We start from the raw sequence: 26,019 nt of genomic DNA, 5'->3' as shown, positions 1-26,019 counted from the left end.
AGGGACACCTCTCGGGGGTGTCCCTCCTCCAGACGCATGCCTCGGGTCAGGGGCGTCGGCCGGCCTGATCGTTGCCCTCCGGCAGGACCAGGAGCGCATCGCCCAGGGGCCGCTCGCTCGTCCCGGAAGGGGCGTTGACGACCGAGCCGGCGGCGACCGCCGTGGTGGAGCCGCCGCCGTCGAGGTTCATCGCCTGGACCATACCCAGGGACTGCGCGACGTCGGCCTCCTCCTTCAGGCTCAGCCCCAGCGAGTCCGTGGAGCGGCCGTCGGCGGTCACCAGGAGGGTGCGGCCCTGGGCATCGGTGCCGGCGAAGGTGCGCGGGTTCCGCTTGTGCACCCAGCCGTAGTAGAAGCTGTTGGAGTCACCCTGGTGGACCATCCCGTCCTGGCGTGCGGTGACGTCCTCGTGGCCGTCCTTGACGAGCAGGGGGCCGCCGTTGACGACGCTCGTCTCCTTCGTGGTGGGAAGGGCACGGCCGTCCTCGCCCACGACGTCGGTGCTGACGCGCAGCTTCTGCCCGACATGGGCGAGGGCACGCAGCTGGGGGACGGCGGTGCCGGTCGCTTGGACGGTGCGGCCCCCTGCGGGGACAGCGGTGCCGCGGGCATCGGCGACGGCGGTGACGGTGCCGTGGGCGTCGACAGTGACCTCGAGGCCGGCCCCGGACGGGGTCGTGGCCCCGAAGTCGGGCGTGAAGGCCACGAGCTCGTTCGGGTTGGTGCAGGTGACGTCCTGCTGAGGGAGCCCCGTGGGCTGATCGCCCTTCTCGCCGCAGTTGCGGATGAGGCCAGCGGCCCGGTTGATGCCGGTCAGGGGGATGACAGCCCCGGCGGCGGACACGGTCCCGTGCCAGGTGAGGCGCTGGATGCTCGTGGCGTTGGTGTCGCCGTTGAGGACGAGGCCGGGTCGGTCGCCGACCGCTTCGCGGAGGGTCCTGCCGCTGTAGACGCCGACGCCCGCCGGGTCGCCGGGCGCGCCGGCGGCGGGGTCGAAGACGAAGAAGCCGGCGTTGACTCCGGCGACGGCGTGCTGGGCGGCGGCGAGCTGGCTGGTGGTCTCGGGATGCTCGAGGTCCGTGCCGAAGCTGGCCGAGAGCTCGCCGCGGTACTGCTTCGGGTCGATCGTGACGACGTCGAGGTTCCACGGACCGCGCGTGTGGCCGATGGTCCCGGCGTCGCCGTCCCACCCGGTGTAGACGAGCGAGGATGCGTAACCGGCGGCCTTGATCTGCGCGAGGAGGGACGCGCCGTCGGCCTTCGCCGTGAAGTGGCCAGCTCGGACCCGGTAGCCGAGCTGTCCGCCGGCGTCGGCGAGCTGCGGGGAGGTGACCTGCTCGACGCGGGCGTCGACCCCGGCTGTCTGGAGCTTCGCGGCCACGGCTTGGGCGGCCGTCTGGCTGGACAGGGCCGAGGCAGGGGCGTCGGGGTCGGGGGAGTCCGAGGGGATGGCGACTTCGGCGGTCCAGAACAGCGAGCTGTCCGGGGCGCCGCGGTGGATCGTGGTCAGGGTGACGCCGGGGGCGAGGGTCTTCTGGGTCCGGGTCTCGGGCAGGTCGGGGGCGCCGAGGTTCAGGTGCGCCGAGGACGTGGCGGCAGGTGCCGCGTCGTCAGCGTGGGTGGGGGCTGCGGGGCTGAGCAGTGCCGAGGAGACGGCGACCGACATGCCGGCGGAGGCGAGAATTCTGCGGGTTCTGGGGGAGAGCACCGTTCAAGGGTAGGAGCCGGTGCGGGGCGCCCGGCCCGGGTTGGGGAACAGTTGGTGCACGCTTCGCGCGATGTTCACCCCACCCCCTCAGACCGCCGACGGAGGGGGCCGCCCTCCGAGTGCCGGTCAGATGGATCCCGCGAGCTTGTACGCGTACGGCGGGGACCCCTTCTCCGGGTCGAGAGGGCTCAGCACGACGCGCGCACGGCTGCCGTCGCGGTAGGCCATCGCCCAGGACACGGTCCTGCCGTCCCGGTCGTTCTGCTCGGCCGCCCAGCCGGTGAGGCCAGCGCGCCGCGCGAAGTCGTCGAAGACGGCCTGGGGCGCCAAGGCGCTGGTGAAGGTGACCGTGCAGTCGCCGCCACCCCGCGGATCGCTGGGCGACGGGGTGCACTTCTGCGCGGTCCTGGTCGAGCCCGGTGGCAGGCTGACGAAGAAGAGGTCTGTGGTCAGGTTGTAGAGCGCGTGCTCCGCCGCGCCGCCCGGGTGGGGCCGCGCCGGCGCCGCGCTGTCGCCGCCCTGGCCGATGCCGGGCGCTGCCCTGACATCCGCGGCCGTGGTGCAGCCCATCAGCACGAGCGCGGCAGACGCGCCCAGGACTGCTGATCCCCAGCCCCTGCACATCCCGCGCCCCGCGACGGCCCCCATGGCCGCGAGCATATTCCTCAGGCCGGGGAGGGCGGAAGGATGCATGGTGGGGAACCGAGGGCGCGACTCGGACTACGCTCAGTGGCAAGCGGAAAGGGGTCCTGACGTGCTCAACGGCGGAAGCGCGGGAATCAGTGCCGGCGCCCTGGTGGCGGTGGCCGTCGTCCTGGGGTCGGTGGCCGTTGCCCTCTATATCGTGCTGGTGGTGCGCCGCAGGAAGTGAGGGGGGTGGCGCCGACTCCGGCTCAGCCTTCGCAGTCGCGGCAGGACTCGACTCCGTCGGGCACCACCTCGGCGGCGCAGTCCGTCTAGACGCAGACCCGGCAGTACAGCCGGTCCCCGGACCTACGCGCGGCACGGGCGAGCTCGCTCAGCTCGTCGAGGCGGGAGGCGAGGACCTCAGGGTCCGCTTCTCCGAAGAACGCTTCCGTCTGCGCCCACTGGCGGGCAGCTGTGCGGCGGCCGTCTGCGGTCGAGAGGGCCAGCGCCGAGGTGAGCTCATCGGTGAGCGCCACGACATACCGTTCCCCGCCGTCGTGCTCGGCTACGAGGCGGCCCCATCCGGGACTGGCTTCGATCTCCTCGTACGCGCGCCCGGTGAGGATGGCCTCAAGTGTCCCGCACTGGAGGACCGGGTCGAAGCCTGCGTCCTCGACCGCGGGTGACCCGCTGAGTGGGAGTTCGGCGGCGTCGGAAGTGCCGGACTGGCGGATGGTGCTCGCCGCAAGCTCGTCAGCGGGCGCGGCGAAGTACGTGTAGACGACTCCTCCGGGGGTGAGCGTGTCCTCTGAACTGGCAGCGGGGGCGGGAGGCCCTGCTGCCGGCTCCAGCCCGCCGAGGATGTCCAGCACGGTCTTGCAGGGCCAGGGCTCGCGGCAGGCTTTGCAGGGCTCCCCGGCCACCACGCCGGCAGGGGCATGGATCTCCAGCAGGAGTTCGCAGACCGGGAGCGAGTGCTCGCTGTGCGCCATGCCGCGCCGGCGCGCCTCGTGCAGCATCTCGAGCATCGTCTCGTGCAGCGGCGAGGCTGGTTCCGGGTGCGGCATGGCGAGGGAATTACCCGGGCGGCGGGACGAGGAAACCCGGGGTGTCGCGGAACTCACGGTCGGGTCAGCCTTCGCAGTCCCGGCAGTAGTCGATCCCGCCCAACACCACCTTCTGGGAGCGATGGCGTACCAGGAAGCAGGACTGGCACACGAACTCGTCCTCGCCCTGGGGAATCACGTGCACGGTGAGTTCGTCGTTGACGAACTCACCCCCTGCGAGGCCGGCGTCCTCGCCGCTGTCGTCCCCATCGAGCTCAAGCACAACGCTGCGGGGGTCGGGCTTGTTGGCCGACTTCACAGCCTCGAGGGACTCGTGCTGGGATTCCTTCACATCGGAGCGCAGTTCGTCGTAGTCGGCGGCCACGGGCCTGGTGTTCCTCTCGGTCAGCGGGGTTGAGCGAAGCTAAATTACACCTCCGCGGACCCCGCAGCCACACAAGGTGTCCAGCATCACGACTCAGATCGCCCGTCAGGGCCGGGCGCAGGCTTGTGTGACGGCCGCCGATTCCGGGAAAGCATGTTCCCGACAGAAAAGGGTTGGGAGCACATGATCGACAGACATGCGGCACAGGTGCAGAGGGCGCGGATTGAAGGCATCGCGGCGGAGTTGGGTCCCGACGAGTCGCTCTGGTTCGAAGTCCGAAGCACCCGCCACAGGCCGGGGACGCGGTGGAAGGCGGCCGTCGGCCGGCCCGACCGGATCGGGACGGCGTTCTCCGGGGAGAGCCCTGAGTGCGTGCTGTTCGAATTGGACTACCCGAGCCAGCTGCCCGAGTGGCTCGAAGCCATGGGCCTCAGGCCGCAGCAGCCCCTCCCCGTGAACTGGCGCGGGATGGCCTTCTTCGGCTGCGCGGTCGACTGCACCCGGCCCGGCCCCCACTCCACCCAGGACGCGGCCTGAGAGGGCCCCGACGACCGAAGGACAGGCAGAACCGCATGGAAGCTCCGATGCCCCCTCTCATCCGCAGCGTGGTCGAGGTCGATGGCGCCGAACTGTCCTACTTGGCCGCCGGAGAGGCGGACAGTCCACCGCTGCTGCTCCTGCACGGCACGTTCTGGAGCAGAGTCTGGGCGCCGGTGCTGCCGGCCCTGGGCACTGCGGCGAGATGCATTGCGCTGGACCTGCCGGGCTTCGGTGCCAGCGCTGGGGAACTGACGCCCGAGGAGGCAACTGTCCCTGCCCTGGCCCAGACCGTGGTCCATGCTGCGGAGGCCCTCGGCTTCGAGTCGTTCGACGTGGCTGGTCACGACATCGGCGGAGGCATCGCCCAACACCTTGCCGCGACCACAGGGCGGGTGCGGCGGATGGTGCTGATGAACGCGGTGATGTTCGACTCGTGGCCGGTGCCCGCAGTCGAACGATTCCGGGCCCCTGAGGTGCGAGAGTCCACGAGCACAGCCGACCTGCTCGAGGCACGCGAGGCATCGACCCGGGGCAGCACCCTCCGGCCCCTTCGCGACGACGAGATCGCCGACTACCTCAGCCCCTGGCATGAGCCCGCACGGGTCCGCTCGTGGACGGCGATGGCCGCGTCCGCCGACGCCCAGTACACGGTGGCGCTCGTCCCTGCCCTGAAGCAGGCCGCAGTGCCCACGCGTCTCGTGTGGGGGCGCGACGACGACTTCCAGAAGCTGGACTACGCCCGCCGCTATGTGGCGGAGATCCCCAACTCCGACCTGGTGGTCGTCGAAGGGAAGCACATCCCGACCGAGGACTCGCCGCACGAGGTCGCGCAGGCAATCGTGGAGCACCTCACCGCGTGAGGCCCGACGGCGGGGCACCCGGTCAGCGGGGGTTGCCCTCGCGGTCGTGGGAGGCGGGGCGTGACGCGTGGGTGGGCTTCAGGCCGCCGAGGACCCCCAGCACCGTGTGGCAGGGCCATCGCTCGAGGCAGCCCTCGCACGGTGTTCCGGTGGTCTGGCCCGCGGGCGCATGGGCCACCAGCAGGAACCGGCAGGCCCGCAGCGAGTACCTGCTGTGCGACATACCGCGTCGGCGGGCCTCATGGAGCACCTCGAGCATCGTCTCGTGCAGCGGCGAAGCTGGTTCTGGGTGCGGCATGGGAGGGGGATTACCCGAATCGCAGCACGGAGAAACGATGGGTCCGCGGACTTGACAGTTTCCGCCGGCCGGCTTGTCATGCCGATCGCGGCGGTGCCCCGCGGTGACCGATCCCGCGCGACCTCGCGTTCGACAGGACCGCTCGGCCTGTGTGACAAGGGCCGAAGGGGCGGTCCGAAGGCCGCCCGAAGGCCCTTGTAGGGAGCGTTACCGCGGCGTTATCTTCACGATCACTGGGGGGCCAGTCGGCGCTGGCCCCGCTTCACATCCGGCTATTGGGGGTCGCATGAACAGGGATCTGCACACACGGTTCGGTCGGGACATCACGGGGCTGCCGGCACTGCGGCAGCAGGGCGAGCAGGAGTTCGCCGCCAGGGCCAACGAACTCTCGGCCTTCATGCGCGAGCGCGACCGGGCGCCGGAAGCCGCCGCCGCGCACGACGCCGCGGAGGCGAGGCTCGGATCCTGGCTGGACGGGCAGCGGGCCGCCGACCGTCGCGGGAGGCTGAGCCCTCATCGTGCCGACGCCCTCCAGGGCGTTCTGGGCAGGGGCTGGTCCTCGGCGCGCTAGCCGCACGCGCCCGGGAACAGCTGCTCCCGGGAAGTTCCGTTCCCGGGAGCAGCCAGCGCCTTCAGCAGGACAACGGTCAGGGGCGGAAGAGCTCCTCGAGCGTGCCCGAGGTGGTGGGCGAGCAGGTGTTCGCCAGGCAGCCGAGGTGCCAGAGGTGCTCGATGGTCGAGAGCAGCGTGTAGTGGTCGGCGAGCTTGTCCGTGGTCTTGTGCGGCCCCTGGGCCGAGTTGATCACGATGAACGGGGCGTCGCCGCCGCCGAGCACCGTTCCGTTGGCGCCCACGGGGCTCCCAGGGCCGCCCGAGTAGCCAGAGTAGTCATTCTCGTCCCACGCCAGCACGATGCTCGAGTTCGTGGTCTTCCACGTCGGGGAGTCCATGATCTGCGTGACCTGCTGCTTGAGGTAGTCGTCGCCGAGCTTGATCGCGCCGTGGTCGAGCCCGGAGTCCGGGTAGCCGCAGGACGGGATGCCGATCAGGTTCGCGCCCGAGGGGGAGGTGCCGTGCATGTCGTGGCACTGGTCGGGGCTGATCCACACGAAATTGGGGACGTTCCCAGAGGAGAGGTCGCTGGCCAGGTTGTTCTCGAGCGGGACGATCTTCGAGGTGCGGGCGGGGTTGTCCGCGATGTCGGAGAAGTACATGAAGGGGTTGTGCTTCTCGGCGTAGAGCTTGACTGTCGTCGAGCCGATCGTCGGCGCGTACTCGACGGTGGATCCGGCCGAGGGCATCGACTGCATGTAGGCCTTCCAGGAGAGCCCCTTGGCCTCGAGCTGGTCGACGATGTTCTTTCCGGAGAACATGTGCGGCTTGGCGGAGGCGCTTGCGATCTGCGCGGGAGTGAGCGAGGCGGTGTCCGTGGAGTCCCCCGAGCCCGGCACGAACTCCTCCGGGGCGCACGTGACGTCGGCGCCGGCCTTGCAGTCGTCCCAGATTCCCTGGAAGTCGCCCGAGATCGCGGCGAGGTAGTTCGTCAGGCTCGGATGCGTCACCCCGTGGTAGTTGGTCGCGACGTTGTACTTCTGCGCGAGGGAGGTGATGTACGGCGCGTCGGCGGTGTTGCCGATGATCTGGTCGCGGCCGTGGTTCTCCATCATGATCACGAAGACGTGGTCGGGCCCGTCGGCGCCGTGCGCCGCCGGCGCGGCGGGAGTTCCGGGGGCCGCCGAGGCCGCGGAGGGGATGGCCGCAGCGGCTCCGGTGAGCGCCACTGCGGCGGCCATCGCCGCCGCTGCGCCAGCGGCGCGGCTTCTGAGCAGGTTGAGCATGGGATTCTCCTTTGTCGGGGTGCGTCCCGGGCGGGACGCATGGTGCCTCGCTGTCTCAGCCGGGCTGGGGTCTGTCGCAGCCCGGCTCCGGTCATCGGCCGAGCTGTGGGTCGCTCGTGAGGGAGCCTGCGTTCTCGAGCCGCCCGGCGACGACGCGGACCAGGGCGGGGTCCTGCGCGGACGTGACCGTGAGGTCATACCAGCCGCCAGAGGTCGGAAGGACCACGGTCCTCGCTTGGCCGGGGTTGAGCGAGAGGACTTGGGTTCCGGCGCCGTAGGCGTCCTTGAGTGTGAGGTCGGCCTTGCCGGATCCGGCGTTCTCGATCCGGAACCGGGCATGGCCCGCGGTCCCGTCTGCTGCGACGGCCACGCGGATATCCGCGGCGGCCGCAGTGCCCGCGAGGCGGCGGTACCAGCCTGCAGGGCCGTGCATCTGCACGTCATACTCGGTGCCGAGGGGCCAGGCAGCGTCCAGGGCGGCGCCGGCGCCGATCGTGTAGGAGTACGGGGCGGCCGGCAGGAGATTCGAGCGGACCTGCACGTGGGCGCCCAGCGTTCCGGCGTTCTTCCACCGCGCGGTGAGCTTCCCGCCGTCGACCGTCGTCTCGACGTCGAGCGCGTAGCCGAGGCCGCGGGAGGGCCGCGTCCCCTTCTCCTGGCTGGGCATGGTGTTCGCCGCCGGCGGCGTCGGGACGTAGCTGGGGTACTTCTTGGCGGCCGCGATGTCCGCGTCGCTCGGCTTGTACGAGGCGGTGTCCGGCAGGGCCGGGACCGTGCCCGCCGTGGCCGAGAAGTCGAAGGCGCTGGTGAGGTCGCCGCAGACCGCCCGCCGCCACGGGGTGATGTTGGGCGACTTCACACCGAACCGGGCCTCGAGGAAGCGCACGATCGAGGTGTGGTCGAACGTCTCCGAGCAGACCCAGCCGCCCATGCTCCACGGTGAGACCACGATCATGGGCACGCGCACGCCCAGTCCGAAGTGGCCGGGGACGTCCGCCTTGCCGGAGTACGTCATGCGGCCGTCGTACCACTCGCCGTCGGTGGGGACCGTTGAGGCGCCGGGAATCTGCGGGGTGTTGGGGTGCGGCGGGACGATGTGGTCGTAGAAGCCGTCGTTCTCGTCGTACATGAAGAACACCGCGGTCTTGCTCCACACGTCCGGGTTCGAGGTGAGGATGTCCAGGATGTTGGCGGTGTACCAGGCGCCGTAGTCGGCCGGCCAGTTCGAGTGCTCGGTGTACGCCTCGGGGGCGACGATGTAGGAGACCTGGGGGAGCGTGCCCTTGGCGACGTCGTCCCGGAAGATGCGGAAGAGGTCGTCGTGGCCGCCGAGGACGTCAGTGCCGGTGCGGGCCTTGTCGTAGAGCGGCGTCCCGGGCTTCGCGTTCTGGTACTGCAGGAAGTACAGCAGTGAGTTGTCGCCGTAGTTGCCGATGTACGGGTTGCCGGTCCAGCCCTCGTAGTGCGCCGGGTCGAGGCCCTGCCCGATGTCCTGGTAGACCTTCCAGCTCACGCCCGCCTTCTCGAGCTCCTCGGGATAGGTGCTCCACGTGTAGCCCGTCTCGGCGTTCCACAGGTCGGGACCGCCGCCCGTGCCGGAGCCGTTGCCCTTCCCCGACGGATCATCGCCGCCGGCGAACATGAAGTAGCGATTCGGGTCCGTGGGTCCCAAGACCGAACAGTGGTACTGGTCGCAGACCGTGAACGCGTCGGCGAGGGCGAAGTGGAAAGGAATGTCCCCGCGCTCGTAGAAGGCCATGGTCGCGTCGGACTTCGCGGGGAGCCACTTGTCGTACTTCCCGGCGTTGAACGCCTCGTGGGTCATCTTCCACGAGTGGTCGAGGTCTTCCACGAACTGGAGGCCGAGGTTGGGGGCACTCGGGTGGAAGGGGGTGATCTCGCGCGTGGCGTTGGCCTGGTGGAACGAGTCCTTCCCGCTCGGGAGGATCGCCGGGTGGGGGTCCGAGAACCCGCGCACGCCCTTGAGCGTGCCGAAGTAGTGGTCGAACGCCCGGTTCTCCTGCATGAAGACGATGACGTGCTCGACGTCCTTGATGGAACCGGTGGCCCGGTTCGCCGGGATGGTCGCGGCGCGGGCGATGCTCTGACCGAGCATCTGGGACATCGCAGTCCCTGCGGCCGTCACGGCCGAGAGTTGGAGGAAACGACGACGGTTCAGGCTTGTCATGGACTGCTCCTAGTGCACGAAGGTGGCGTCCCCCGCGAGGCAGCTTCCTCCGCGAAAGTGAAGGCCGTATGGAGATGCCGTGAACTTTGGGCGACCGTGCACCCGGCGCCGGGCTGGGGTGCGCCAGCGACAGGAAGGGAGGGGACCCTAGACTGGCCTCGACCGACCGACGAAAGTGACGCCGCCAGTGAACTTCAAGCCCGCATCTCCTTTCCTCCTCGCGGCGCTCGCTGTGGGCCTGGCAGGCTGCTCGGCGCCAGCGTCGGCGCCAGCGCCGAGCGCATCCGCCACCGCGTCGGCGTCTGTTGCCGCCTCGGGCGGGGGACAGGCCACCGGTGCCAGCTCCGGCTGGCAGCTGGTGCCCGCGAACGGGGCAGCGGGGATCAAGGCCGCGGGACTCCAGGTCCTCTCCGAAGAGGGAAGCGCCGAGCACTACCACGCCCACCTCGACGTCGTCTCGGACGGCAGACCCATTCCCGTGCCGGCAGACATCGGCTTCAGCTTCGGGGCGGACGGACAGCCCAACGGCATCTCCGCGCTGCACACCCACGACCCCTCCGGCATCATCCACATCGAGGCCCCCACAGCCGGCGTCACTTATACCCTCGGGCAGGTGCTCACGGAGTGGGGCGTCCTGGACGCTTCGGGCGGCGCCCCGGGCAGTGCGCACTCGAGTGCGGCCGACTGGCAGGCGTACGTGAACGGGGTCAAGCAGCCCGGGAATCCCCGGGACATCAGGCTCAAGGCCCACGATGAGGTGCTGCTCGTGCACGGCGCGGCCCCGGCCACCGTCCCGAGTTCGTACAGCTTCCCCGAGGGCTACTGACGCCACGTGCCGCTGGCCCGGCTCGGTGCAGCCGAGCGCCCCTCTCCAAGGGCCAGCCAATGTTTGCCCAAGGGACAGCCGAGGATTGCGCGGCGTCCGCGTTGGACGCGTCCAAGGTCCCCTAGGATCGGAATCGCAGTGATCCCGCCTTTGGAGGCCCCCTCATGCGCCGACGCGCCCCCCACCACCGTGCCCAGCCCGCCAAGAAGCGCCGCCCCCGACGACCCGTCCGGCAGGGCAACGCGCCCCGCGCCCTCGCCACGGCCGCCGTCGTCCTCGCCGTCGCCGCGGTCCCGATGATGACCGGGCAGGGGGTGGCCCCAGCACAGGCCGCCCCGCCGCCCGCGATCGCCCCGGCTATCGTCCCCGCTGTCCTCCCGCAGCGGACCGCGCAGCTCTCGGTCACCATCGTCACGCTGCAGACCAGCGACAAGACAGCTGCCGACGCCGCCGCGCTGGACGTCAATGCCTACGAGAACGCTGTCTCCTCGGCGAGTGCCTACTGGTCCACGATGTCGGCCGGACGCATCAGCATGCACGTCGACAAGGTCATGGCGGGGTTCAAGACCACCGCCTCCTCGAGCGACGACTTCACGGTCATCATGAACACGGTCGCCCAGGAGATCGGATGGACCCCGGGCTCGTCCAATGTGCTGGTCCTCGCCGTCCCCCGCACCGACGTGATCGTGTACGGGACGACCGGCAACCTGGGAGCCGGGGCTGAAACGGGCCAGACCAGCGGCCTCGTCCTCCTGCCGAGCCCGTCCAACTTCACCTCCCCGGTCACCGCGCACGAGTTCGGCCACGTCCTCGGGCTAGGTCATGCCAACGCCCTGCAGTGCACGGACGGGGCCGCCGACTCGACCCTCGCCGGCACCGACTTCACGGACCCGGCCTGCACCACCCGCTTCTACGGCGACCGCCTCGACCTCATGGGCATCTCGCAGTGGAGCACCCCGCAGCTGAACTCCGTCCTGTACGAGTACGGCGGGTTCGGCACCGGGAACGAGATCCGCAACGTCGGCACCGCCGGGGCGCCCATGTCGATTACCCTCACCCCGTGGGCCGGGACCGGGGCCAACCGTGCGGCGAAATTCCAGGACCCGCTCACGGGGGAGTGGTACTACCTCCAGTACAAGGCCCCGGTCGGGTACGACGCCCCGACCGCCGTCAACGGGAACCAGGGCGTGGAGATCCTCAAGGGCGGCCTCGAACAGGGAACGTCCCTGGTCATCGCCCCGAGCACGATGCCGTTCCTCGGCTACTACGCGTCCAACTTGGCGTGGCAGCCCGGCCAGACCTTCACCACCGCGGGCGGCACCCGGGTCACGGTCAACTCCGTCTCGGCCGCCTCCGCGACGGTCACGGTCACCGGCGGCAACGTGCCCCCGCCCGGCGTCGCTGACCTCATGGACGCCAAGGCCGCCCAGTTCGGCCTCGGCGCCGGATTCGGTGGCTACGGCATCTCCCGCAACGGCGGCTGGTACCACATGTACCAGGGCGGCGCGGTCATCTGGACCCCGGCCAACGGCGCCATGGTCTCCCACGGGGCCATCCGCTCCGTGTGGCAGGCCCTCGGGTTCGAGAACGGCAAGATGGGATACCCCACCACCGATGAGGTGGGCGGCCTCAAGGATGGCGGCGTCTACCAGATGTACGAGGGCGGGGCGATCGTCTGGTCCCCGGCCACCGGCGCCCACGAGTCCACCGGAGCGATCCGCGGCCGCTATTCGCAGCTCGGGTACGAGAACGGCGTCATGGGCTACCCCACCGGCGCCGAGACGTCGGGGCTGAAGGACGGCGGCGTGTACCAGCTGTACCAGGGCGGCGCGATCGAGTGGTCCCCGGCCACCGGAGCTTTCGAGTCCAAGGGCGCCATCCGGGCCCGGTACTCCCAGCTCGGGTACGAGAACGGCGTCATGGGCTACCCCACGAGCGGGGAGACGCAGGGCCTCAAGGGCGGCGGCGTCAGCCAGGCCTACCAGGGCGGCGCTATCGTCTGGTCTTCGGCCACCGGCGCGTTCGAGTCCAAGGGCGCCATCCGCGGCGAATGGCAGGCACTCGGCGCCCAGGACGGCGGCCTGGGCTACCCCACGACCGGCGAGGTTTCCGGCCTCAAGGACGGCGGTGTCTACCAGATGTACCAGGGCGGCGCCCTCGTCTGGTCCCCCGCCACCGGCGCGCACGAGTCCACCGGCGCGATCCGGTCCCGGTACGCACAGCTCGGGTACGAGAACGGGCCCATGGGCTACCCCACGGGCGACGAGGTCTCCGGCCTCACCGGCGGCGGCGTGATGCAGGCCTACCAGGGCGGGGCGATCGTCTGGTCCCCGACCACCGGGGCGTTCGAGTCCAAGGGCGCGATCCGGTCCGCCTGGCTGTCCTTGGGCGCCCAAGACGGCCGACTCGGCTACCCCACCAGCGGTGAGTACGCCGTCGCGGGAGGGGTCGCCCAGGACTTCCAGGGCGGCCGGATCGTCTGGAGCCCCACGTCCGGGATCACCGTCACTCCCAATGGCACCGCGGCCCCGGCTCCGAGCTCGCCGGCCCCGACCTCGACCGCGGCGCCGACACCCAGCCCGTCCGCCGCGCCGACATCGAGCCCGCTGTCCACGCCGAACCCCAGCGTGTCCGCCACCTCGAGCCCGACCGGTAGGGCCACTCCGAGCCCGACCGCGGCCACGACCGGCACTGCGACGCCCACGCCCTAGGCAGGTGTGGCCGACAGGGGCCCCGGACTCCAGCGGAGTCCGGGGCCCTTGTCGCTGCCTCGCGGCAGGCACGTGCCGGCAGAGTGGGTCAGCCGGCGCTGCAGACGGTGTGGAGGTGGGTGACGGCGCCGCTCACCTTGGACGTGCTCAGCGCCGACTGGTCGCCGTTCGCATAGCCCTCGAGCCCCTCGGCGATGGCCGCGATGTCCTTCTTGACATCATCGGAGGCCTTCTGCGCGAGCGTGCCCATCTGACTGGCCACCCCGCTGACCTGGCTGGAGCTGGGGGTGCCTCCGAGGGTCGAGACGTTCTTCTCGATCGACTGGTACTGGGCACAGGAATCCTTCGTGGACAGCTGGGCCGAGCAGCCGGACAGGCCGAGCGCGGCGGCTGTGAGCAAGGCGGGCACGAGCACGACGGTCTTCTTCAATCTGGTCCCTACAGGTAGCTGGCCGGGCCCGGTGCCCCGCCTCGAGAAGCCACACTACCTCCATCAGGCATAGCACGTGATGTGCCCTGATCAGCCCTCGCCGCCCTCAGGTGCGCGCCCGACGCTCGCTGATGAGCTCCTTGCTCCGCAGCAGCCGGAGCGCCGTCACCAGCAGCAGGCCGCCGAGGACGTTGAAGGCGGCGGTGTAGGCGAACCAGCCCAGCCACTGCCCGTAGCCGAAGGGCGCGCCGGCATGGAGCGCGCCGAAGATCAGCAGTGAATCGAGCACCGAGTGGAACAGGGGCAGGCCCGAGAGCAGGAACCCGCCCCCGACGGCGGCGGCGATCTTGCCCGGGACGGACTCGGTGCCCTGCTGCATGCGTGTCATCAAAGTGATGGTGCTCCCGCCCAGCGTAGCCAGGCAGAGGGACTGGAGGGTCGGCGGTGCCTCGGCGAAGCGCCGGGCGGAGTCGATGACCGTGGGGCCCCACTCGGGGAAGGCCTTCATGACGAGCCACATGAAGCACCAGCCGCCCACCAGGTTCGCTGCGAGGGTTCCGATCCACAGCTTGACGAGCTGTCCGAGCCGCGCCTGCCGGGCCGCCACCGCGGCGATGGGCACGAGGAAGCCTTCGGTGAACAGCTCGCTCTTGGCCAACAGGAGGGCGATGAACCCGATGCCGAAGCCCAGGCCGGCCAACAGCCTGCTCCCGGTGGAGTGCTCGACGGCGAGGTACGCCATGACGCCGAGCCCGACGTCGACGCCCCCGAAGAAGCCGGTGATGAGGACCGAGCGCCATGTGCGGTGGAGCCGCTGCGCGCCTTCGGCCACGATGCGGTCGAAGGACTCCTCGATCTCCTCTTCGACCGGGGCATCGTTGCTGCCGAGTTCTCGCCGGCGGTCCTCATCACTCATGCGCGGGCCTCCTCTCGCTGGGCGGTCCTTGATGCCAGTCCCGGTGACGAGGCGGCCCATGCGCGCCTTCCTGACGCTCCGGCGTCCAATTTAGCGCCGCCGCCAGCGGGCCGCCATGCCCCTGGCCCTGAAGGAGCCACCCGGGAATACCGGGCGGTTCCCGTGGTTGCATCCCACATGACAACGATCGGATTCATCGGCAGTGGACACATCGGCTCACAGCTCGCACGCCTCGCCGTGCGCTCCGGCTACGACGTGGTGGTGAGCAACTCGCGCGGCCCCGAGACGCTCTCGGAGCTCGTCGCCGAGCTCGGCGCGCACGCGCGTGCGGCGACCGCCCGCGAGGCTGCGGCGGCCGCCGACATCGCCGTCGTCACCATCCCGCTCAGGAACATCGACCAGGTTCCGGTCGGAGAGCTCGCCGGGAAGACCGTCATCGACACCAACAACTACTACCCCCAGCGGGACGGGTCGATCCCGGCGCTCGACGCCGAGGAGACGACGACCGCCGAGCTGCTCCAGGCACACCTGCCGTCCTCGCACGTCGTGAAGGCGTTCAACCACATCTACGCCAGCGACCTCACCTCCGACCCGCTCCCGGCGGGCTCGCCGGGTCGCCGCGCCCTGGTGATCGCCGGCGACGACGAGCACGCCAAGACCCAGGTGAGCGGGCTGATCGACGAGTTCGGCTTCGACGTCGTCGACGCCGGACCACTCGCCGAGGGCTGGCGCATCCAGCGGGACACCCCCGGGTACGGCCCCCGCCTCGACGCGGCGGGGCTCACACAGGCCCTCGCCGCCGCCAAGCGGTACCGTGACAGGTAGGGCGGCGGGGCGCTCGCAGGGACGTCCTGACCCCCTCGGATTGAAGGGCCCGGCTCGGGGTAATGGTCGCCGGAACCCATAACTCCATCGAAGGGATGTTTCTCGTGTCCGGCGCGGCAGTGGTGCTCAGAGCAAGCGGAAAGCAGAGCGAGGCGTTCCTCACGAGGGTGGAGGGCCTGCTGGAGCGACTCTGGCACGACGACCCCTGGGCCGGGCTCGCGGACAGGACTGCCTTCGAGATCGCCGTCATCGAGGCCGTCTCCAACTCGATCCGCCATGCTCTCCCCGCGCCGGGCCGGTCGATGGTCCTGGAGGTCGAGCTCCGTCCCTCCTACCGCAGGCTCGAGGCGGAGGTGCGGGAGGTCGGCGCCGAGCCGACCCCCTTGGCCCGCCACGACACGGGCTCGGCGCCCGACGCCGGCCGCGGCATGGCCATGCTCAAGCAGCTGATGACCGACGTCCGGTACGAGCGTGCAGACGACGCCAACGTGTGGACCCTGGGCAGGGACCGGACCGACATCTGAGCGCGTCCTGGGACGCCTCACGTGCGGGCGGCCCTGCGGTGCATATGCTGCTCCCGTGGAGAAGGGGGCCCGCGGCGCCTGAACCACGCCCGGACTCCCTCCCACCGCTGGAGAGCTGATGAAGCCTGCCCTGAGGGCACTGCAGAGCCTGGTGGGCGGTGCGGCGCTCGTTGCCTCCTCCCTGCTCGGACTCGCTCCCGGCGCCGAGGCCTCGGCCCAGGTGTACAACCCGTGCGCACGGCTCAGTGCCGGCCAGGTCCGCTTCTCCGCCTACGGGGCCAACCGTGTCACCTTCGCCACGGCAACCGACCGGAGCTCCGACGTCGTCGCGATCACCGGCTGCGTCCGATCCGGGTCGGGCTACGCGCAGGAGTGGCAGGACTGGGGCTACGTCGGCCAGAAGGGCTTCGCCGCGGGCGGTACGTGGGAGGATACCTGGAAGTCCCCGAGCGGCTCCTTCAGCATCACGGAGGCGCTGGGGCGCCGCAATCCCGGGACGGCTCTGAGCTACCACACCGTCAAGCCCGACTCCCGGTGGGGCGGCGAGCGGGGAGCCACCTACAACCAGTACTTCGAGGGTACGGGCGGCGAGTCCGACGAGAACCTGTTCTCCCTCATGAACCAGGGCTACTACGAGCAGGCCGCGGTCATCAACTACAACCGGCTCCCGGACATGCCGACGGTCCAGGGCGCATCCTTCGCGATCTTCTTCCACGCGGGGCGCGTTCCCTCCGCGGGCTGCGTCTCCACCTCCCTCGCCACCGTGACCCGCCTGCTGCAGACCGACCGCCCGGGAGACAGGATCATCATGGGCGCGGTCGACGACGTCTTCGCCCCCTACTCGTCCAACCCGTTCGGAGCCATCAGCGCAAAGTACGGCAGCACCGGGGGCACGTTCGGCAGACTCGGCGCGCCCACCTCGAACGAGGTCGTCGGCCGCCGGGACGGCGGCGCCTACCAGCTCTTCCAGAATGGCGCCATCAACTGGTCGCCCCAGGCCGGCGCGCACGTCTCCCAAGGCGGCATCCGCTCGGCGTGGGCCCGCAACGGCTTCGAAGACGGCCCCCTCGGCTATCCGACCTCGGAAGAGACCGGCGGCCTGCCGGGCGGCGGCGTCTACCAGATGTACCAGGGCGGAGCGATCGTCTGGGGGCCCGGAGCGGGTGCCCATGCCACGCGGGGTGCGATCCGTTCTGCCTATGCCGCCGTCGGCTTCGAACGCGGCCCCCTCGGCTACGCCGTCAGCGACGAAGCCGGCGGCCTCAGGGACGGCGGCGCCTACCAGCTCTTCCAAGGAGGCGCCCTCTACTGGTCGCCGGGCACCGGTGCCCATCTCTCCCTCGGCGCGATCCGCAGCACCTGGGCCAGCACAGGCTCCGAGGCCGGGCCCCTCGGCTATCCGACCAGCGATGAGCTGCGGATCAGCGGCGGGGTCTACCAGCGCTACCAGGGCGGGGCGGTCTACTGGTCGCCATCCACCGGCGCGCATGTGAGCTCAGGCGCACTCCGTGCAGCATGGGGCAGCACGGACTACGAGCGCGGGCCGCTCGGGTACCCGATCAGCGACCCCTACGCGGGGGCCGGCGGGGCTGTGCTGCAGGACTACGAGCACGGGAAGATCGTCATCACGTCGGGCGGCGCGGTGACGATCGAGGGGCCCCAGCCGTAGCCGCGGTCTCGCCAGAAGGGAGCAGCGCAGCGATGCGGAGCACCCGGGCGGGGTCAGCTCCCCTGGAAGTGCAGCTGCACCATGGCCACGGCCGCGGCCAGCAGCAGCCCGAGCAGGACGAGGCCGGTGATGCCGGCGAGCGCCAGGGCCAGGCGGCCCACCGCCACGAAGGGTCCCTTCGGGATCAGCCAGGCCCTCTGCCGCACCGCCGCGAGATCTGGGGTGCCGGCCAGGAGGGGGGCGTCAGCCGTGAATGGGCCTTCGGCGTGCCGGACGGACCGGCGGGCGGCCTCGCGGCCCAGGGCTGCGCGGAGGCGCGCGGACTCGCTGCTCCCGCGCCGTTCGCTGTAGGCGCCGCTCACTGACGAGTCCATCGTGTCCCCCTGATCATGATGTCCGCGATTCTCTCGGCCGCGGCCAGCCGGTGTCCGCGGCGGCCGCCCCCGGGTCTGAACCCCGGGCGGCTGCGCGTGGACACGCTGTCCACCGGCAGGACCCCAGCTCCCGCAGATGGACATGTACAACATATCGCATCGCGGGGGTGCCGAGCTCGCCGCCCGAGGGGGCACCACGGGGCGGATCGGGTTCAACGGCCCACCCAGTGGGCAAACTCACAGCGTCCGGAACGTCTTACCGCCCTATCAGGAGGTTGCTGTCATGCTCGAGAAGCTGCACGAAATGGGGATCAGGAGCGAGTACGCCTACATGGCCGGCTTCGGGTCCATCGGATTCTCCTTCGTCTCGTGGCTCCTGAGCCGCATGAATCCGCGCCACGACCGGGCCCAGTCCGACCGCTGGGGAATCTTCGTGGGCCACTGGGCTCCGACGTTCTTCACGATCGGGATCGCCCTCAAGCTCGAGGAGAAGGGCCGCTGACGCTCCATCGCTGACCCGTCACAGCGGCGCGCTCGCCGGCTAGCGGCGCCCGCGCCCCTGTGGTGACCGGCCGCCGTCGGCCGCGGCATGCAGCACGGCGTCGACCGCCGCGTCCACGCCGTCCCGCCACGGCGCCCCGTGCCCCGGGAGCACCCACCGCGCACCGGTGGGCCGCAGGCGCTCGAGGGAGTCGAGGGCCTGCGCGGGATCGTCGGTGAACGGCGCCGGCTGCGGGCCCTCCTGCCCCGTGAGGACGTGGCGCGTGGTCAGCGCGTCCCCGACGAACACGGCCTCGACAGCGGGCACGTGGACCGCGACGCTGCCGGGGGAGTGGCCGGGCAGCGCGATGATCCGCGGCGAGCCGGGGAGGTCCAGCACGTCGCGGTCGGCAACCTCGCGGACCTCGGCGAGGTGGACGGGCCGCAGCGCGCCTTTGGCCACCGCGTAGGCGAGGAACCGCACGAGGGGACCGAGGCGCATCCGTCCCCAGCCGGGGCTCGTGGACCCCTGGCCGCGCGCCCTCGCGCTGTCCGCCGCGTGCACGTAGACGGGAATCCCGTGGTCGCGGCGCAGCCGTTCGGCGAAGCCGAGGTGGTCCGGATCGCCGTGCGTCAGGAGCACGGCCCGGATGTCCGCGACGGAGCGGCCGAGGCCGGCGAGCTCCCGCTCGAGGTCGCGCCAGTGGCCCGGAAGGCCCGCGTCGACCGCCGTGATGCCCGAGTCGTCGACCACGAGGTAGGCCGCGACGATGTCATTGCCGATCCGGTGGAGCCCGGGGCGCAGTTCCATGGCGCCCATCGTAGCCAGCCGCCCGCCGCGCGCCACCCCCCGATGCCGAACGCCTGCGCCCCCTTGATGTCTCGATATACGAGAAATATGATCATCGAGAAGAAATCCGCCCCGCACCCCGGAGGCCCAGCCATGGCACCCCAGTCCCGTCCCCTCCCCGCGACTGAAGCGTCGGGCGTCTCCGCCCCGGCCCCGGAGGCGGGTGGCTCAGGTGGACGACGGCGATGGCTCGGGCTCGTGGTCATCAGCCTCGCCGTCTCGCTCATCATCGTGGACTCGACGATCGTCAACGTCGCGATCCCGTCGATCGTGAAGGACCTCGCCGTGGACTCGACCGGGGTGCAGTGGGTCCAGGAGTCCTACACGCTCGTGTTCGCGGCCCTCCTCCTCGTCTTCGGCACGCTCGGCGACCGCATCGGGCGCCGGCGCCTGCTGCTGCTCGGGGTCGTCCTCTTCGCCCTGTCCTCCGTGGCCGCGGCCTTCGCCCCCACCGGGGGCATCCTCATCGCCTCCCGGCTCGTCCAGGGCGTGGGCGGCGCGATGGTCCTGCCCTCCACCCTCTCGCTCATCAACGCCGGCTTCAGGGGGTCCGAGCGGGGGATCGCCTTCGCCGTCTGGGGCTCCACGATCGGCGGCATGTCTGCGGTCGGCCCACTGCTCGGCGGGTGGCTGACCACCTCGTTCTCGTGGCGCTGGGCCTTCGGGATCAACATCCCGATCGCCGCGGTCATCGTCGTGGGTGCGCTCGCCGCGGTCGCCGAGTCCAAGGACGGCGGCCGCCGGCCCCTCGACCCGGTCGGCGCCGCCCTCTCCGTCGTCGCCTCGGCCTCCCTCGTCTTCGCCCTCATCGAGGGCCGGACCTACGGGTGGTGGACCGTGGACCACCGACCCAGGATCGGATCCTGGGAATGGCCCGGACCGGTCTCGCCCATCCCCTTCGTGTTCGGCCTCGCGCTCGCCGGCATCGCCGCCTGCGCGCTCTGGGCGGCCCGCCGCGAGCGCCGCGGCATGGCCAGCATGTTCTCGGTCGAGCTGCTGCGCATCCCCTCGTTCCGCAACGGCAACCTCGCCGCGCTCATCGTCTCGCTCGGCGAGTTCGGCATCATCCTCGCGCTGCCGATCTGGCTCCAGAACGTCCTCGGCTTCAGCGCCCTGGACACCGGCCTGATCCTGCTGGCCCTCGCCGTGGGCTCGTTCGCGGCGAGCGGCCTCGCTGGGGCGCTCAGCCACCGCGCGTCGCCGGTGGTGATCGTCCGGGTCGGCCTCGCGGCCGAGATCGTGGGTGTGGCCGGGCTCGGAGCGGTCATCGGGCCCGACACCCCGTGGGGGCTGCTGGTGCCGTTCCTGTTCGTCTACGGCTTCGGGGTGGGCCTGGCGACGGCGCAGCTGACCGGAGTGGTCCTCAAGGACGTCCCCGTCGCCCTGAGCGGGCAGGCCTCCGGCACCCAGAGCACCGCGCGCCAGATCGGCTCGGCGCTGGGCATCGCCGTGCTCGGCACGGTCCTGTTCTCCTCGGCCTCGGGCCTCTTGGGCGGCTCCCTAGACGGCCGCGGTGTGCCGGCCGCGCAGCGGGACTCCATCGTCTCCGCGGTCGTGGACAGCTCGGGCGCCCCCATCGCCGGGCTCGCCGGCTCGCCGGCCACCGCGCCGGTGGCCGCGGACGCGAAGGCGGCGTTCTCCGAGGGCACCCGGTACGCGGCCTTCTCGGCCGCGAGCTTCCTCGCCGTGGGGCTCCTCGCGACCCTCTCCCTCGGCCCGGGGCGCGAGCGCCGGCGCGCCTCCCACGGGGCCGCGGACCGCGAGGCCCAGCGGGCCTGAGCCCGCGCCCAGCGGCCGCCGCTATCCTGTGCCCATGTCTACCCAGCTCATCGAGATCTCAGCCCCTGACGGCACCGCCGAGGCCGTCGTCGCCCGGCCCAGCACCGGCGAGGGCCCCTTCCCGGGCGTCATCCTCTACATGGATGCCTTCGGCATCCGGCCCCGCATCGAGGAGATGGCGCAGCGCATCGCGGACTGGGGCTACGTGGTGCTCGCCCCGAACGTGTTCTACCGCGAGGGCAGCGTGGCCCAGCTCGCTCCGAGCCTCGACATGACCTCGGCCGAGGGGCGCGAGGAGGCCGTCAAGGCGGCGTTCCCGCGGGTCGGCCGGCTGACCGCCGAGAAGGCGCTGCCGGACATCGACGCCTGGGTCGCGGCGCTCCGCGGTCTCGAGGGGGTGGCCGCGGGTCCCGTCGGCGTGACCGGCTACTGCATGGGGGCGCGCCTCGCCGTCCGGACCGCGAACGCCCACCCCGAGGTCGCAGCGTGCGGCGGCTTCCACGGCGGCGGCCTCGCCACGGACGACGCCGACAGCCCGCACCTGGGGCTGCCCGGCGCCCGGGCCCGGTTCGTCTTCGGCCACGCCGACCACGACCGGAGCATGGGCCCGGAGGCCGTGGAGCGCCTCGGCGACGCGCTCGCCGCGGCCGGCCTCGAGGCCTCCAACGTCATCTACCCCGGCGCCTCCCACGGCTACTCGATGGCGGACACCTCGGCCTACAACGAGGAGGCCACCGAGCGCCACTTCCGCGAGCTCCGAGACCTCTTCGAGGCGACCCTCACCGCCTGAGGCGCCCCCGGCGCGAGGAGGGCGGACGACGCGGGTGGCGGCCGCCGTCGTCCGCCTGCCCCGGACGGCGGTCCCGGCAGCGCTACTTCTTCTTGTCAGGGCTGATCAGGCTCGGCGGCGGCGCGTCGAAGGCGCCGTGGTTGTACAGGCCGACCGCCTTCTGCATGTAGTACGCCCACTGGGGGCCGGCGATGTAGGCGCCGTCGATGGCGGGCCAGAACCGGCCGTTGACGTAGACGTTGCGGCCGAGGTGGTCCTCCGGATTGTGGAGCGCCTCGCCGAAGTACGAGGCGGTCGAGAGCCCGCGGGTGTAGCCGACGAGCCAGGTCTCGCTGTTGTACTGGTTGGTCCCGGTCTTGGCCGCGTCCGGCACCCCGAGCGTGATGGTCTTGCCGGCGTTGTCCTTGATGTTGTAGCCGGAGCCCTTGGTCAGCACGTCCTGGAGCACGTTCGTGACGGCCTTGGCCACATCCGGCTTGACGGCGCCCTCGCGACAGTCCTTCGACTGGCCGCCGATCTTGGTGCCCTGGGCGTCCTTGACCGAGGTGATCGACCGCGGCGTGCAGTACGTGCCGTCGGCGGCGAAGGTCGCGTAGGCGGAGGCCATGGTCAGCGGGGACACGTTCATGCCGCCCAGGAGGTTGCCGAGCGTGGACATGTCCAGCTTCTTGCCGCCGCCCTCGCCGTCATGCATGCCGAGCGCGTCGGTGGCGCGCTGGATGTCGCAGAAGTCGCTCAGCCCGGCAGCGGAGGCGAAGGTGGCCGTGTTGATCGACTGGTAGATGCCCTCGCGCACCGTCATGGGGCGGTACCAGTTGGGCTCGTCGTTCTGCAGGTCCGGGGCGGTGTTCCAGGGCGGGCGCGCGGTCGTGTCGTCGTAGGCTCCGGTGACCTTGGCGCACGTGTCGTGCCACGGATGGTTCAGGGGGTAGCGGCGCTGGGCGGCGTTGACCTTCTCATCGGTCGTCTTGCCCTCGTTCAGCCACGCGGTCAGCGTCAGCGGCTTCGCTGACGAACCGGGCTGGAAGCCGCCCGCTCCGCCGATGTCGTTGCCGTGCGCGTCCGTCCGGTCCACATTGAAGTTGTAGCTCGTCACGAAGCCGAGGCCCTGGCCGGGGAGCATCCGGGTGTTCTGGGCCATCGCGAGGATCTTGCCCGTGCCGGGCTGGACCGTCACGAGAGCCGTGCCCCACTTGTCCGGGTTGGCGCCGGCGGTCGCGTCGACTTGGGCCTGCGCCGGCCCCTGGAGGCGGGGATCGAGCGTCGTGGAAATGGTCAGGCCGCCGCGCATGACCGCCGCGTAGCGGTCGTCGGGGGTCTTCCCGTAGGCCGGGTCGTTGAGGACCTGGTGGAGGACGTAGTCGCAGAAGTACTGGGCCTGGGCGGCATAGGCGCAGCCCTGATGGGGCGGGCTGACCTTCAGCTTCAGCGGGCTCTTGGCGGCGTCGTCGTGCTGCTTCTGCGTCACGTAGCCGTGCTTGAGCATGGCGTCGAGCACGAGATTGCGGCGCTGGACCGAGGCCTCGGGATGGGCGGTCGGATCGTAGACCGAGGGCCCGTTGACGACTCCGGCGAGGAGCGCCGCCTGGGGGAGCGTGAGGCCCTTGGCGTCCACGGAGAAGAAGTACCTGCTCGCGGCCTGGATGCCATAGGCGTTCGGGTTGAAGAAGACGAGATTGAGGTAGCCGGCCAGGATCTCGTCCTTGGAGTACTTCGTCTCCAGGGCGATCGCGAGCTTCATCTCCCGCAGCTTGTCCCCGAGGTCCTTCTGGCCGTTGAGGACCACGGTGGGGTCCTGGCCCTGGGCGATCAGGTTCTCCTTGAGGACGTTCGCCACGTACTGCTGGGTCAGGGTCGAGGCGCCCTGCCGGTCGCCGCGCAGGTTCGCGATGACGGCCCGGAGGATGCCGGTCGTGTCCACGCCGCCGTGCTCGTAGAAACGGTAGTCCTCGATGGCCACGACCGCGTTCTTGACGTCGGGCGACATCGCGTTCAGCCCCACCGGCGTGCGGTTCTCGCTGAAGAGCGATGCGATCGGCGAGCCGTCGGCAGCGACGATGCTGGTCACGCGTGCCGGGGGCGTGACGGTGAGTTCCGAGGGAAGGCTGTCGAAGAACTTGACGGTGCCGTTGGTGGCGCCCCAGGCCGCCGCGGCGACGGGCATGAAGAGGCCCGCGGCGAGCGTCCCGCACAGCACGCTCACAACGACGAAGGCGACAAGCCGCCCGAGGACTGCGGCTGCTCTGAGGACTCGGGCCATGCTCAGCAGCTTAGGGGGTCGGGCAGGCCCGGACGAGCAGTCATCGGTGGTCCTCGCCGAGCCGCCGCAGGTACGTCTCGAGGTCGTAGGGGCTGCCCCGGGGCGGACCCTCCCGGGCTGGGGGTCGGGCGGGCGATGGCGGCCGGGCGGGTGCTGGGTGCGATGGGTGCCGGGCGGCCGGGACCTCCGGGCGGGCCCGGTCCCCGGTGCGGCGGCCGTCCCGGCGGCGTCCCCGCACGGCCGCGCTCCAGGTCCAGACGAGGACGATGAGCACGATCGGCACGCCGCCGGCCCGGGCGACGTCGAGCACGGCCAGGCAGAGGGCCGCGACAAGGAGCCACCGGAGCACGAGGACGGCGAGGGGGAGCGGACGCACCCTCCTCAGGGCCGCCCATTCGAGGACCGGCTGCGGCTCGTCCCGGGCGGGCGTGGGCCGTGGGGCAACGAGGGCGCTCCGGTTCTGGCCGATGCGCCGCCGGTGCCGGACCCTGTAGTGCCTGCGTCCCACGGGAGCCTCCTGCTCGCCTCCCTCCAGTGTAGGAGCACCTACCCTTGAGGCAGGCGGGTGGTGCGCACCCGCGCCGCATTCCATGACGTCCCCAGGAGAAGGTGCCCCATGTCCACGCTCAAGGAGCGGCTCCAGGCCGACCTCGTCACCCATATGAAGTCCGGCGACCGGACCGCGCTCACCACGGTGCGCAACGTCCTCGGCGAGATCGAGACGCGGGAGAAGTCCGGCAAGACTCCGGTGACGCTCGACGACGCGCAGGTCACCTCGCTGCTGCAGAAGGAGGCCTCCAAGCGGCGCGAGACCGCCGAGATCTACGCCGGGGCCGGCGAGGACGCCCGCGCCGCGGCGGAGGTCGCCGAGGCCGAGGTCATCGAGGCGTACCTGCCGCAGCCGCTCACCCGGGAAGAGGTCGAGGGCATCGTCGACGACGCCATCGCCGCGCTCAGGGCCCACGGCGCCGAGCTGTCCATGCGGCAGATGGGCCAGGTCATGAAGCCCGTCACCGCCGCCGTCGCAGGCCGGTTCGACGGCAAGGCCGTCAGCGAGATCGTGCGGTCGAGGCTGGCCTAGGCCTCTTCGAACCGGCTCGCGTCCCCTGCCCCGTAGCGGGCGACCTCGGCGGCGCCCGAGGTGAAGTCCACCACCGTGGTCGGTTCGGAGCCGCATTCGCCGGCGTCGATTACCGCGTCGACCACAGTGTCGAGCCGCTCCTTGATCTCCCAGCCGTCCGTGAGCGGGTCTTCCTCCCCGGGCAGGAGGAGAGTCGAGGACAGCAGCGGCTCGCCGAGCTCCCGGAGCAGGGCGCGCACCACGGCGTTGTCCGGGATCCGCACCCCCACGGACTTCTTCTTGGGGTGGAGCATGCGCTTGGGCACCTCCCGCGTGGCCGGGAGGATGAAGGTGTAGGGCCCGGGCGTGACGGCCTTGATGGCCCGGAAGACGTCATTGGGCATCTCGACGAGCTGCCCGAGCTGGGCGAACTCCGCACACACGAGGGTGAAGTGGTGCTTGTCGTCGAGGTGCCGGATCTGCCGGATCCGTTCCAGCGCCTCGCGGTTGCCCATCATCGCCCCGAGCGCGTAGCAGGAGTCCGTGGGGTACGCGATGAGTCCGCCGTCGCGCAGGATCTGCACGACCTGGCTGATGGCCCGAGGCTGCGGGTCCACGGGGTGCACGTCGAAGAATCTCGCCATGCCCGCCAGCCTACGCCTGCCCAATCCGCAACTCTCCGAGGCCGTGTGCGAGAAATGTCGGACCCCCTGCCTAGCCTCGAATTATGAGCACAGCAACGGTCCTGACGCCGGTCCCGGGCCTCCACGGAACCGGTCCCCACCCCCTCGACCCTGCCCGTACGGCCCCGCGGCGCGAGGACGACTGCGCCGAGTGCGGCAGCGCCCTCGCGGAGTCCGAGGAGCACCGCTGCGCGGACTGCACGGACCTCGCCGCCCATGCGTGGTGCCGTGACTGCGGCGCGGTGCTCGCCGACGCGGACCTCGACGCCGGCGCCTGCGCCTCCTGCGAGGCCTGAGCCGTCCTGTGAGCACGACCGTTCCACCGTCCCGTCTCCGACGGGAGGGTCCCGCA

At 71.0% G+C, this 26,019-nt stretch carries 27 protein-coding genes; 13 read left to right on the top strand and 14 right to left on the bottom strand.

The genetic code is table 11. From position 1 onward, the window contains the following. Positions 1–46: 46 nt before the first annotated feature. The 4 genes from ACVWWH_RS19035 to ACVWWH_RS19020 all read right to left on the bottom strand — a co-directional run bounded on the left by ACVWWH_RS19035 (position 47) and on the right by ACVWWH_RS19020 (position 3,766). A complete protein-coding gene (locus tag ACVWWH_RS19035) occupies positions 47–1,708 on the bottom strand; it encodes a phosphodiester glycosidase family protein (RefSeq protein WP_457317644.1) in 1,662 nt (553 codons plus the stop codon). Between the two features lie 126 nt (positions 1,709–1,834). Further along, entirely contained in the window at positions 1,835–2,356 is a 522-nt protein-coding gene (locus ACVWWH_RS19030; RefSeq protein ID WP_457317643.1) for a hypothetical protein, read from the bottom strand. Between the two features lie 308 nt (positions 2,357–2,664). Then, on the bottom strand, positions 2,665–3,402 hold the full coding sequence (locus ACVWWH_RS19025; protein ID WP_457317642.1) for a hypothetical protein: 738 nt from the start codon (positions 3,400–3,402) through the stop codon (positions 2,665–2,667). Between the two features lie 64 nt (positions 3,403–3,466). Further along, positions 3,467–3,766 carry a DUF4193 family protein gene (locus tag ACVWWH_RS19020; protein ID WP_066496092.1) on the bottom strand — a complete coding sequence of 100 codons (300 nt, stop codon included), beginning with the start codon at positions 3,764–3,766 and terminating at the stop codon, positions 3,467–3,469. 183 nt (positions 3,767–3,949) lie between these two features. Between ACVWWH_RS19020 and ACVWWH_RS19015 the strand changes: the two genes are divergently transcribed. Together ACVWWH_RS19015 and ACVWWH_RS19010 are read left to right on the top strand one after the other, a co-directional pair. Continuing rightward, positions 3,950–4,303 (top strand): hypothetical protein, encoded by a 354-nt coding sequence (locus ACVWWH_RS19015; RefSeq protein ID WP_066496093.1) that lies wholly within the window; start codon positions 3,950–3,952, stop codon positions 4,301–4,303. A gap of 47 nt (positions 4,304–4,350) precedes the next feature. Then, positions 4,351–5,166 (top strand): alpha/beta fold hydrolase, encoded by an 816-nt coding sequence (locus tag ACVWWH_RS19010; protein ID WP_457317641.1) that lies wholly within the window; start codon positions 4,351–4,353, stop codon positions 5,164–5,166. A 22-nt stretch (positions 5,167–5,188) separates the two neighbouring features. Here the strand turns inward: ACVWWH_RS19010 and ACVWWH_RS19005 are convergent, their stop codons facing one another. Then, positions 5,189–5,464, bottom strand: a complete 276-nt coding sequence (locus tag ACVWWH_RS19005) for a hypothetical protein (RefSeq protein WP_457317640.1) — start codon at positions 5,462–5,464, stop codon at positions 5,189–5,191. A 286-nt stretch (positions 5,465–5,750) separates the two neighbouring features. On the opposite strand from ACVWWH_RS19005, the gene ACVWWH_RS19000 reads away from it, so the two are divergent. After that, positions 5,751–6,035: a Helicase associated domain protein gene (locus ACVWWH_RS19000; RefSeq protein ID WP_066496098.1), complete on the top strand. Its 285-nt coding sequence runs from the start codon at positions 5,751–5,753 to the stop codon at positions 6,033–6,035. A 76-nt stretch (positions 6,036–6,111) separates the two neighbouring features. Here ACVWWH_RS19000 and ACVWWH_RS18995 read toward each other — a convergent pair whose 3' ends face one another. Together ACVWWH_RS18995 and ACVWWH_RS18990 are read right to left on the bottom strand one after the other, a co-directional pair. Further along, positions 6,112–7,302 carry an alkaline phosphatase family protein gene (locus tag ACVWWH_RS18995; protein ID WP_066496100.1) on the bottom strand — a complete coding sequence of 397 codons (1,191 nt, stop codon included), beginning with the start codon at positions 7,300–7,302 and terminating at the stop codon, positions 6,112–6,114. 91 nt (positions 7,303–7,393) lie between these two features. Beyond that, entirely contained in the window at positions 7,394–9,490 is a 2,097-nt protein-coding gene (locus ACVWWH_RS18990) for a phosphocholine-specific phospholipase C (RefSeq protein WP_457317639.1), read from the bottom strand. A gap of 358 nt (positions 9,491–9,848) precedes the next feature. Between ACVWWH_RS18990 and ACVWWH_RS18985 the strand changes: the two genes are divergently transcribed. Together ACVWWH_RS18985 and ACVWWH_RS18980 are read left to right on the top strand one after the other, a co-directional pair. Beyond that, positions 9,849–10,316 (top strand): hypothetical protein, encoded by a 468-nt coding sequence (locus ACVWWH_RS18985; protein WP_457317638.1) that lies wholly within the window; start codon positions 9,849–9,851, stop codon positions 10,314–10,316. Positions 10,317–10,480: 164 nt separating this feature from the next. After that, positions 10,481–13,027: a hypothetical protein gene (locus ACVWWH_RS18980; protein ID WP_457317637.1), complete on the top strand. Its 2,547-nt coding sequence runs from the start codon at positions 10,481–10,483 to the stop codon at positions 13,025–13,027. 88 nt (positions 13,028–13,115) lie between these two features. On the opposite strand, the gene ACVWWH_RS18975 is transcribed toward ACVWWH_RS18980, so the two are convergent. After that, positions 13,116–13,457 carry a hypothetical protein gene (locus ACVWWH_RS18975; protein WP_447421220.1) on the bottom strand — a complete coding sequence of 114 codons (342 nt, stop codon included), beginning with the start codon at positions 13,455–13,457 and terminating at the stop codon, positions 13,116–13,118. A 106-nt stretch (positions 13,458–13,563) separates the two neighbouring features. Further along, positions 13,564–14,373 (bottom strand): formate/nitrite transporter family protein, encoded by an 810-nt coding sequence (locus tag ACVWWH_RS18970; protein ID WP_457317636.1) that lies wholly within the window; start codon positions 14,371–14,373, stop codon positions 13,564–13,566. 162 nt (positions 14,374–14,535) lie between these two features. On the opposite strand from ACVWWH_RS18970, the gene ACVWWH_RS18965 reads away from it, so the two are divergent. The 3 genes from ACVWWH_RS18965 to ACVWWH_RS18955 all read left to right on the top strand — a co-directional run bounded on the left by ACVWWH_RS18965 (position 14,536) and on the right by ACVWWH_RS18955 (position 17,391). Beyond that, positions 14,536–15,198, top strand: coding sequence for an NADPH-dependent F420 reductase (locus ACVWWH_RS18965; RefSeq protein WP_371326651.1), 663 nt, complete (start codon positions 14,536–14,538; stop codon positions 15,196–15,198). Between the two features lie 104 nt (positions 15,199–15,302). After that, positions 15,303–15,722 carry an ATP-binding protein gene (locus ACVWWH_RS18960; RefSeq protein ID WP_169803053.1) on the top strand — a complete coding sequence of 140 codons (420 nt, stop codon included), beginning with the start codon at positions 15,303–15,305 and terminating at the stop codon, positions 15,720–15,722. 118 nt (positions 15,723–15,840) lie between these two features. Beyond that, the gene (locus ACVWWH_RS18955; protein ID WP_457317635.1) at positions 15,841–17,391 is read left to right on the top strand and encodes a hypothetical protein; all 1,551 of its coding nucleotides are present in this window, start codon (positions 15,841–15,843) and stop codon (positions 17,389–17,391) included. Positions 17,392–17,444: 53 nt separating this feature from the next. On the opposite strand, the gene ACVWWH_RS18950 is transcribed toward ACVWWH_RS18955, so the two are convergent. After that, positions 17,445–17,765 carry a hypothetical protein gene (locus tag ACVWWH_RS18950; RefSeq protein ID WP_141305702.1) on the bottom strand — a complete coding sequence of 107 codons (321 nt, stop codon included), beginning with the start codon at positions 17,763–17,765 and terminating at the stop codon, positions 17,445–17,447. A gap of 283 nt (positions 17,766–18,048) precedes the next feature. On the opposite strand from ACVWWH_RS18950, the gene ACVWWH_RS18945 reads away from it, so the two are divergent. Then, positions 18,049–18,267: a hypothetical protein gene (locus tag ACVWWH_RS18945; protein ID WP_066496121.1), complete on the top strand. Its 219-nt coding sequence runs from the start codon at positions 18,049–18,051 to the stop codon at positions 18,265–18,267. A gap of 39 nt (positions 18,268–18,306) precedes the next feature. On the opposite strand, the gene ACVWWH_RS18940 is transcribed toward ACVWWH_RS18945, so the two are convergent. Continuing rightward, a complete protein-coding gene (locus ACVWWH_RS18940; protein WP_457317634.1) occupies positions 18,307–19,056 on the bottom strand; it encodes an MBL fold metallo-hydrolase in 750 nt (249 codons plus the stop codon). 87 nt (positions 19,057–19,143) lie between these two features. On the opposite strand from ACVWWH_RS18940, the gene ACVWWH_RS18935 reads away from it, so the two are divergent. Then, on the top strand, positions 19,144–20,874 hold the full coding sequence (locus tag ACVWWH_RS18935) for a DHA2 family efflux MFS transporter permease subunit (protein ID WP_457317633.1): 1,731 nt from the start codon (positions 19,144–19,146) through the stop codon (positions 20,872–20,874). A gap of 34 nt (positions 20,875–20,908) precedes the next feature. Further along, on the top strand, positions 20,909–21,664 hold the full coding sequence (locus ACVWWH_RS18930) for a dienelactone hydrolase family protein (RefSeq protein ID WP_457317632.1): 756 nt from the start codon (positions 20,909–20,911) through the stop codon (positions 21,662–21,664). A gap of 82 nt (positions 21,665–21,746) precedes the next feature. On the opposite strand, the gene ACVWWH_RS18925 is transcribed toward ACVWWH_RS18930, so the two are convergent. Both ACVWWH_RS18925 and ACVWWH_RS18920 read right to left on the bottom strand, forming a co-directional pair. Then, positions 21,747–23,924 carry a transglycosylase domain-containing protein gene (locus ACVWWH_RS18925; protein ID WP_457317631.1) on the bottom strand — a complete coding sequence of 726 codons (2,178 nt, stop codon included), beginning with the start codon at positions 23,922–23,924 and terminating at the stop codon, positions 21,747–21,749. Between the two features lie 40 nt (positions 23,925–23,964). Then, complete coding sequence (locus ACVWWH_RS18920; RefSeq protein ID WP_457317630.1) at positions 23,965–24,432, bottom strand: hypothetical protein; 468 nt, start codon at positions 24,430–24,432, stop codon at positions 23,965–23,967. A 108-nt stretch (positions 24,433–24,540) separates the two neighbouring features. On the opposite strand from ACVWWH_RS18920, the gene ACVWWH_RS18915 reads away from it, so the two are divergent. Next, the gene (locus ACVWWH_RS18915) at positions 24,541–25,005 is read left to right on the top strand and encodes a GatB/YqeY domain-containing protein (protein ID WP_066496132.1); all 465 of its coding nucleotides are present in this window, start codon (positions 24,541–24,543) and stop codon (positions 25,003–25,005) included. Here the strand turns inward: ACVWWH_RS18915 and ACVWWH_RS18910 are convergent. After that, the gene (locus tag ACVWWH_RS18910) at positions 25,002–25,628 is read right to left on the bottom strand and encodes an L-threonylcarbamoyladenylate synthase (protein WP_457317629.1); all 627 of its coding nucleotides are present in this window, start codon (positions 25,626–25,628) and stop codon (positions 25,002–25,004) included. The genes ACVWWH_RS18915 and ACVWWH_RS18910 overlap by 4 nt on opposite strands. Before the next feature lie 83 nt (positions 25,629–25,711). Here ACVWWH_RS18910 and ACVWWH_RS18905 point away from each other — a divergent pair, with 83 nt between their 5' ends. Next, a complete protein-coding gene (locus ACVWWH_RS18905) occupies positions 25,712–25,963 on the top strand; it encodes a hypothetical protein (protein WP_457317628.1) in 252 nt (83 codons plus the stop codon). Positions 25,964–26,019: the final 56 nt, after the last annotated feature.

The organism is Sinomonas sp. RB5, from assembly GCF_054063535.1.
The sequence above is the reverse complement of the archived record's forward strand: the minus strand, read 5'-3'. Positions and strand labels throughout refer to the sequence as shown.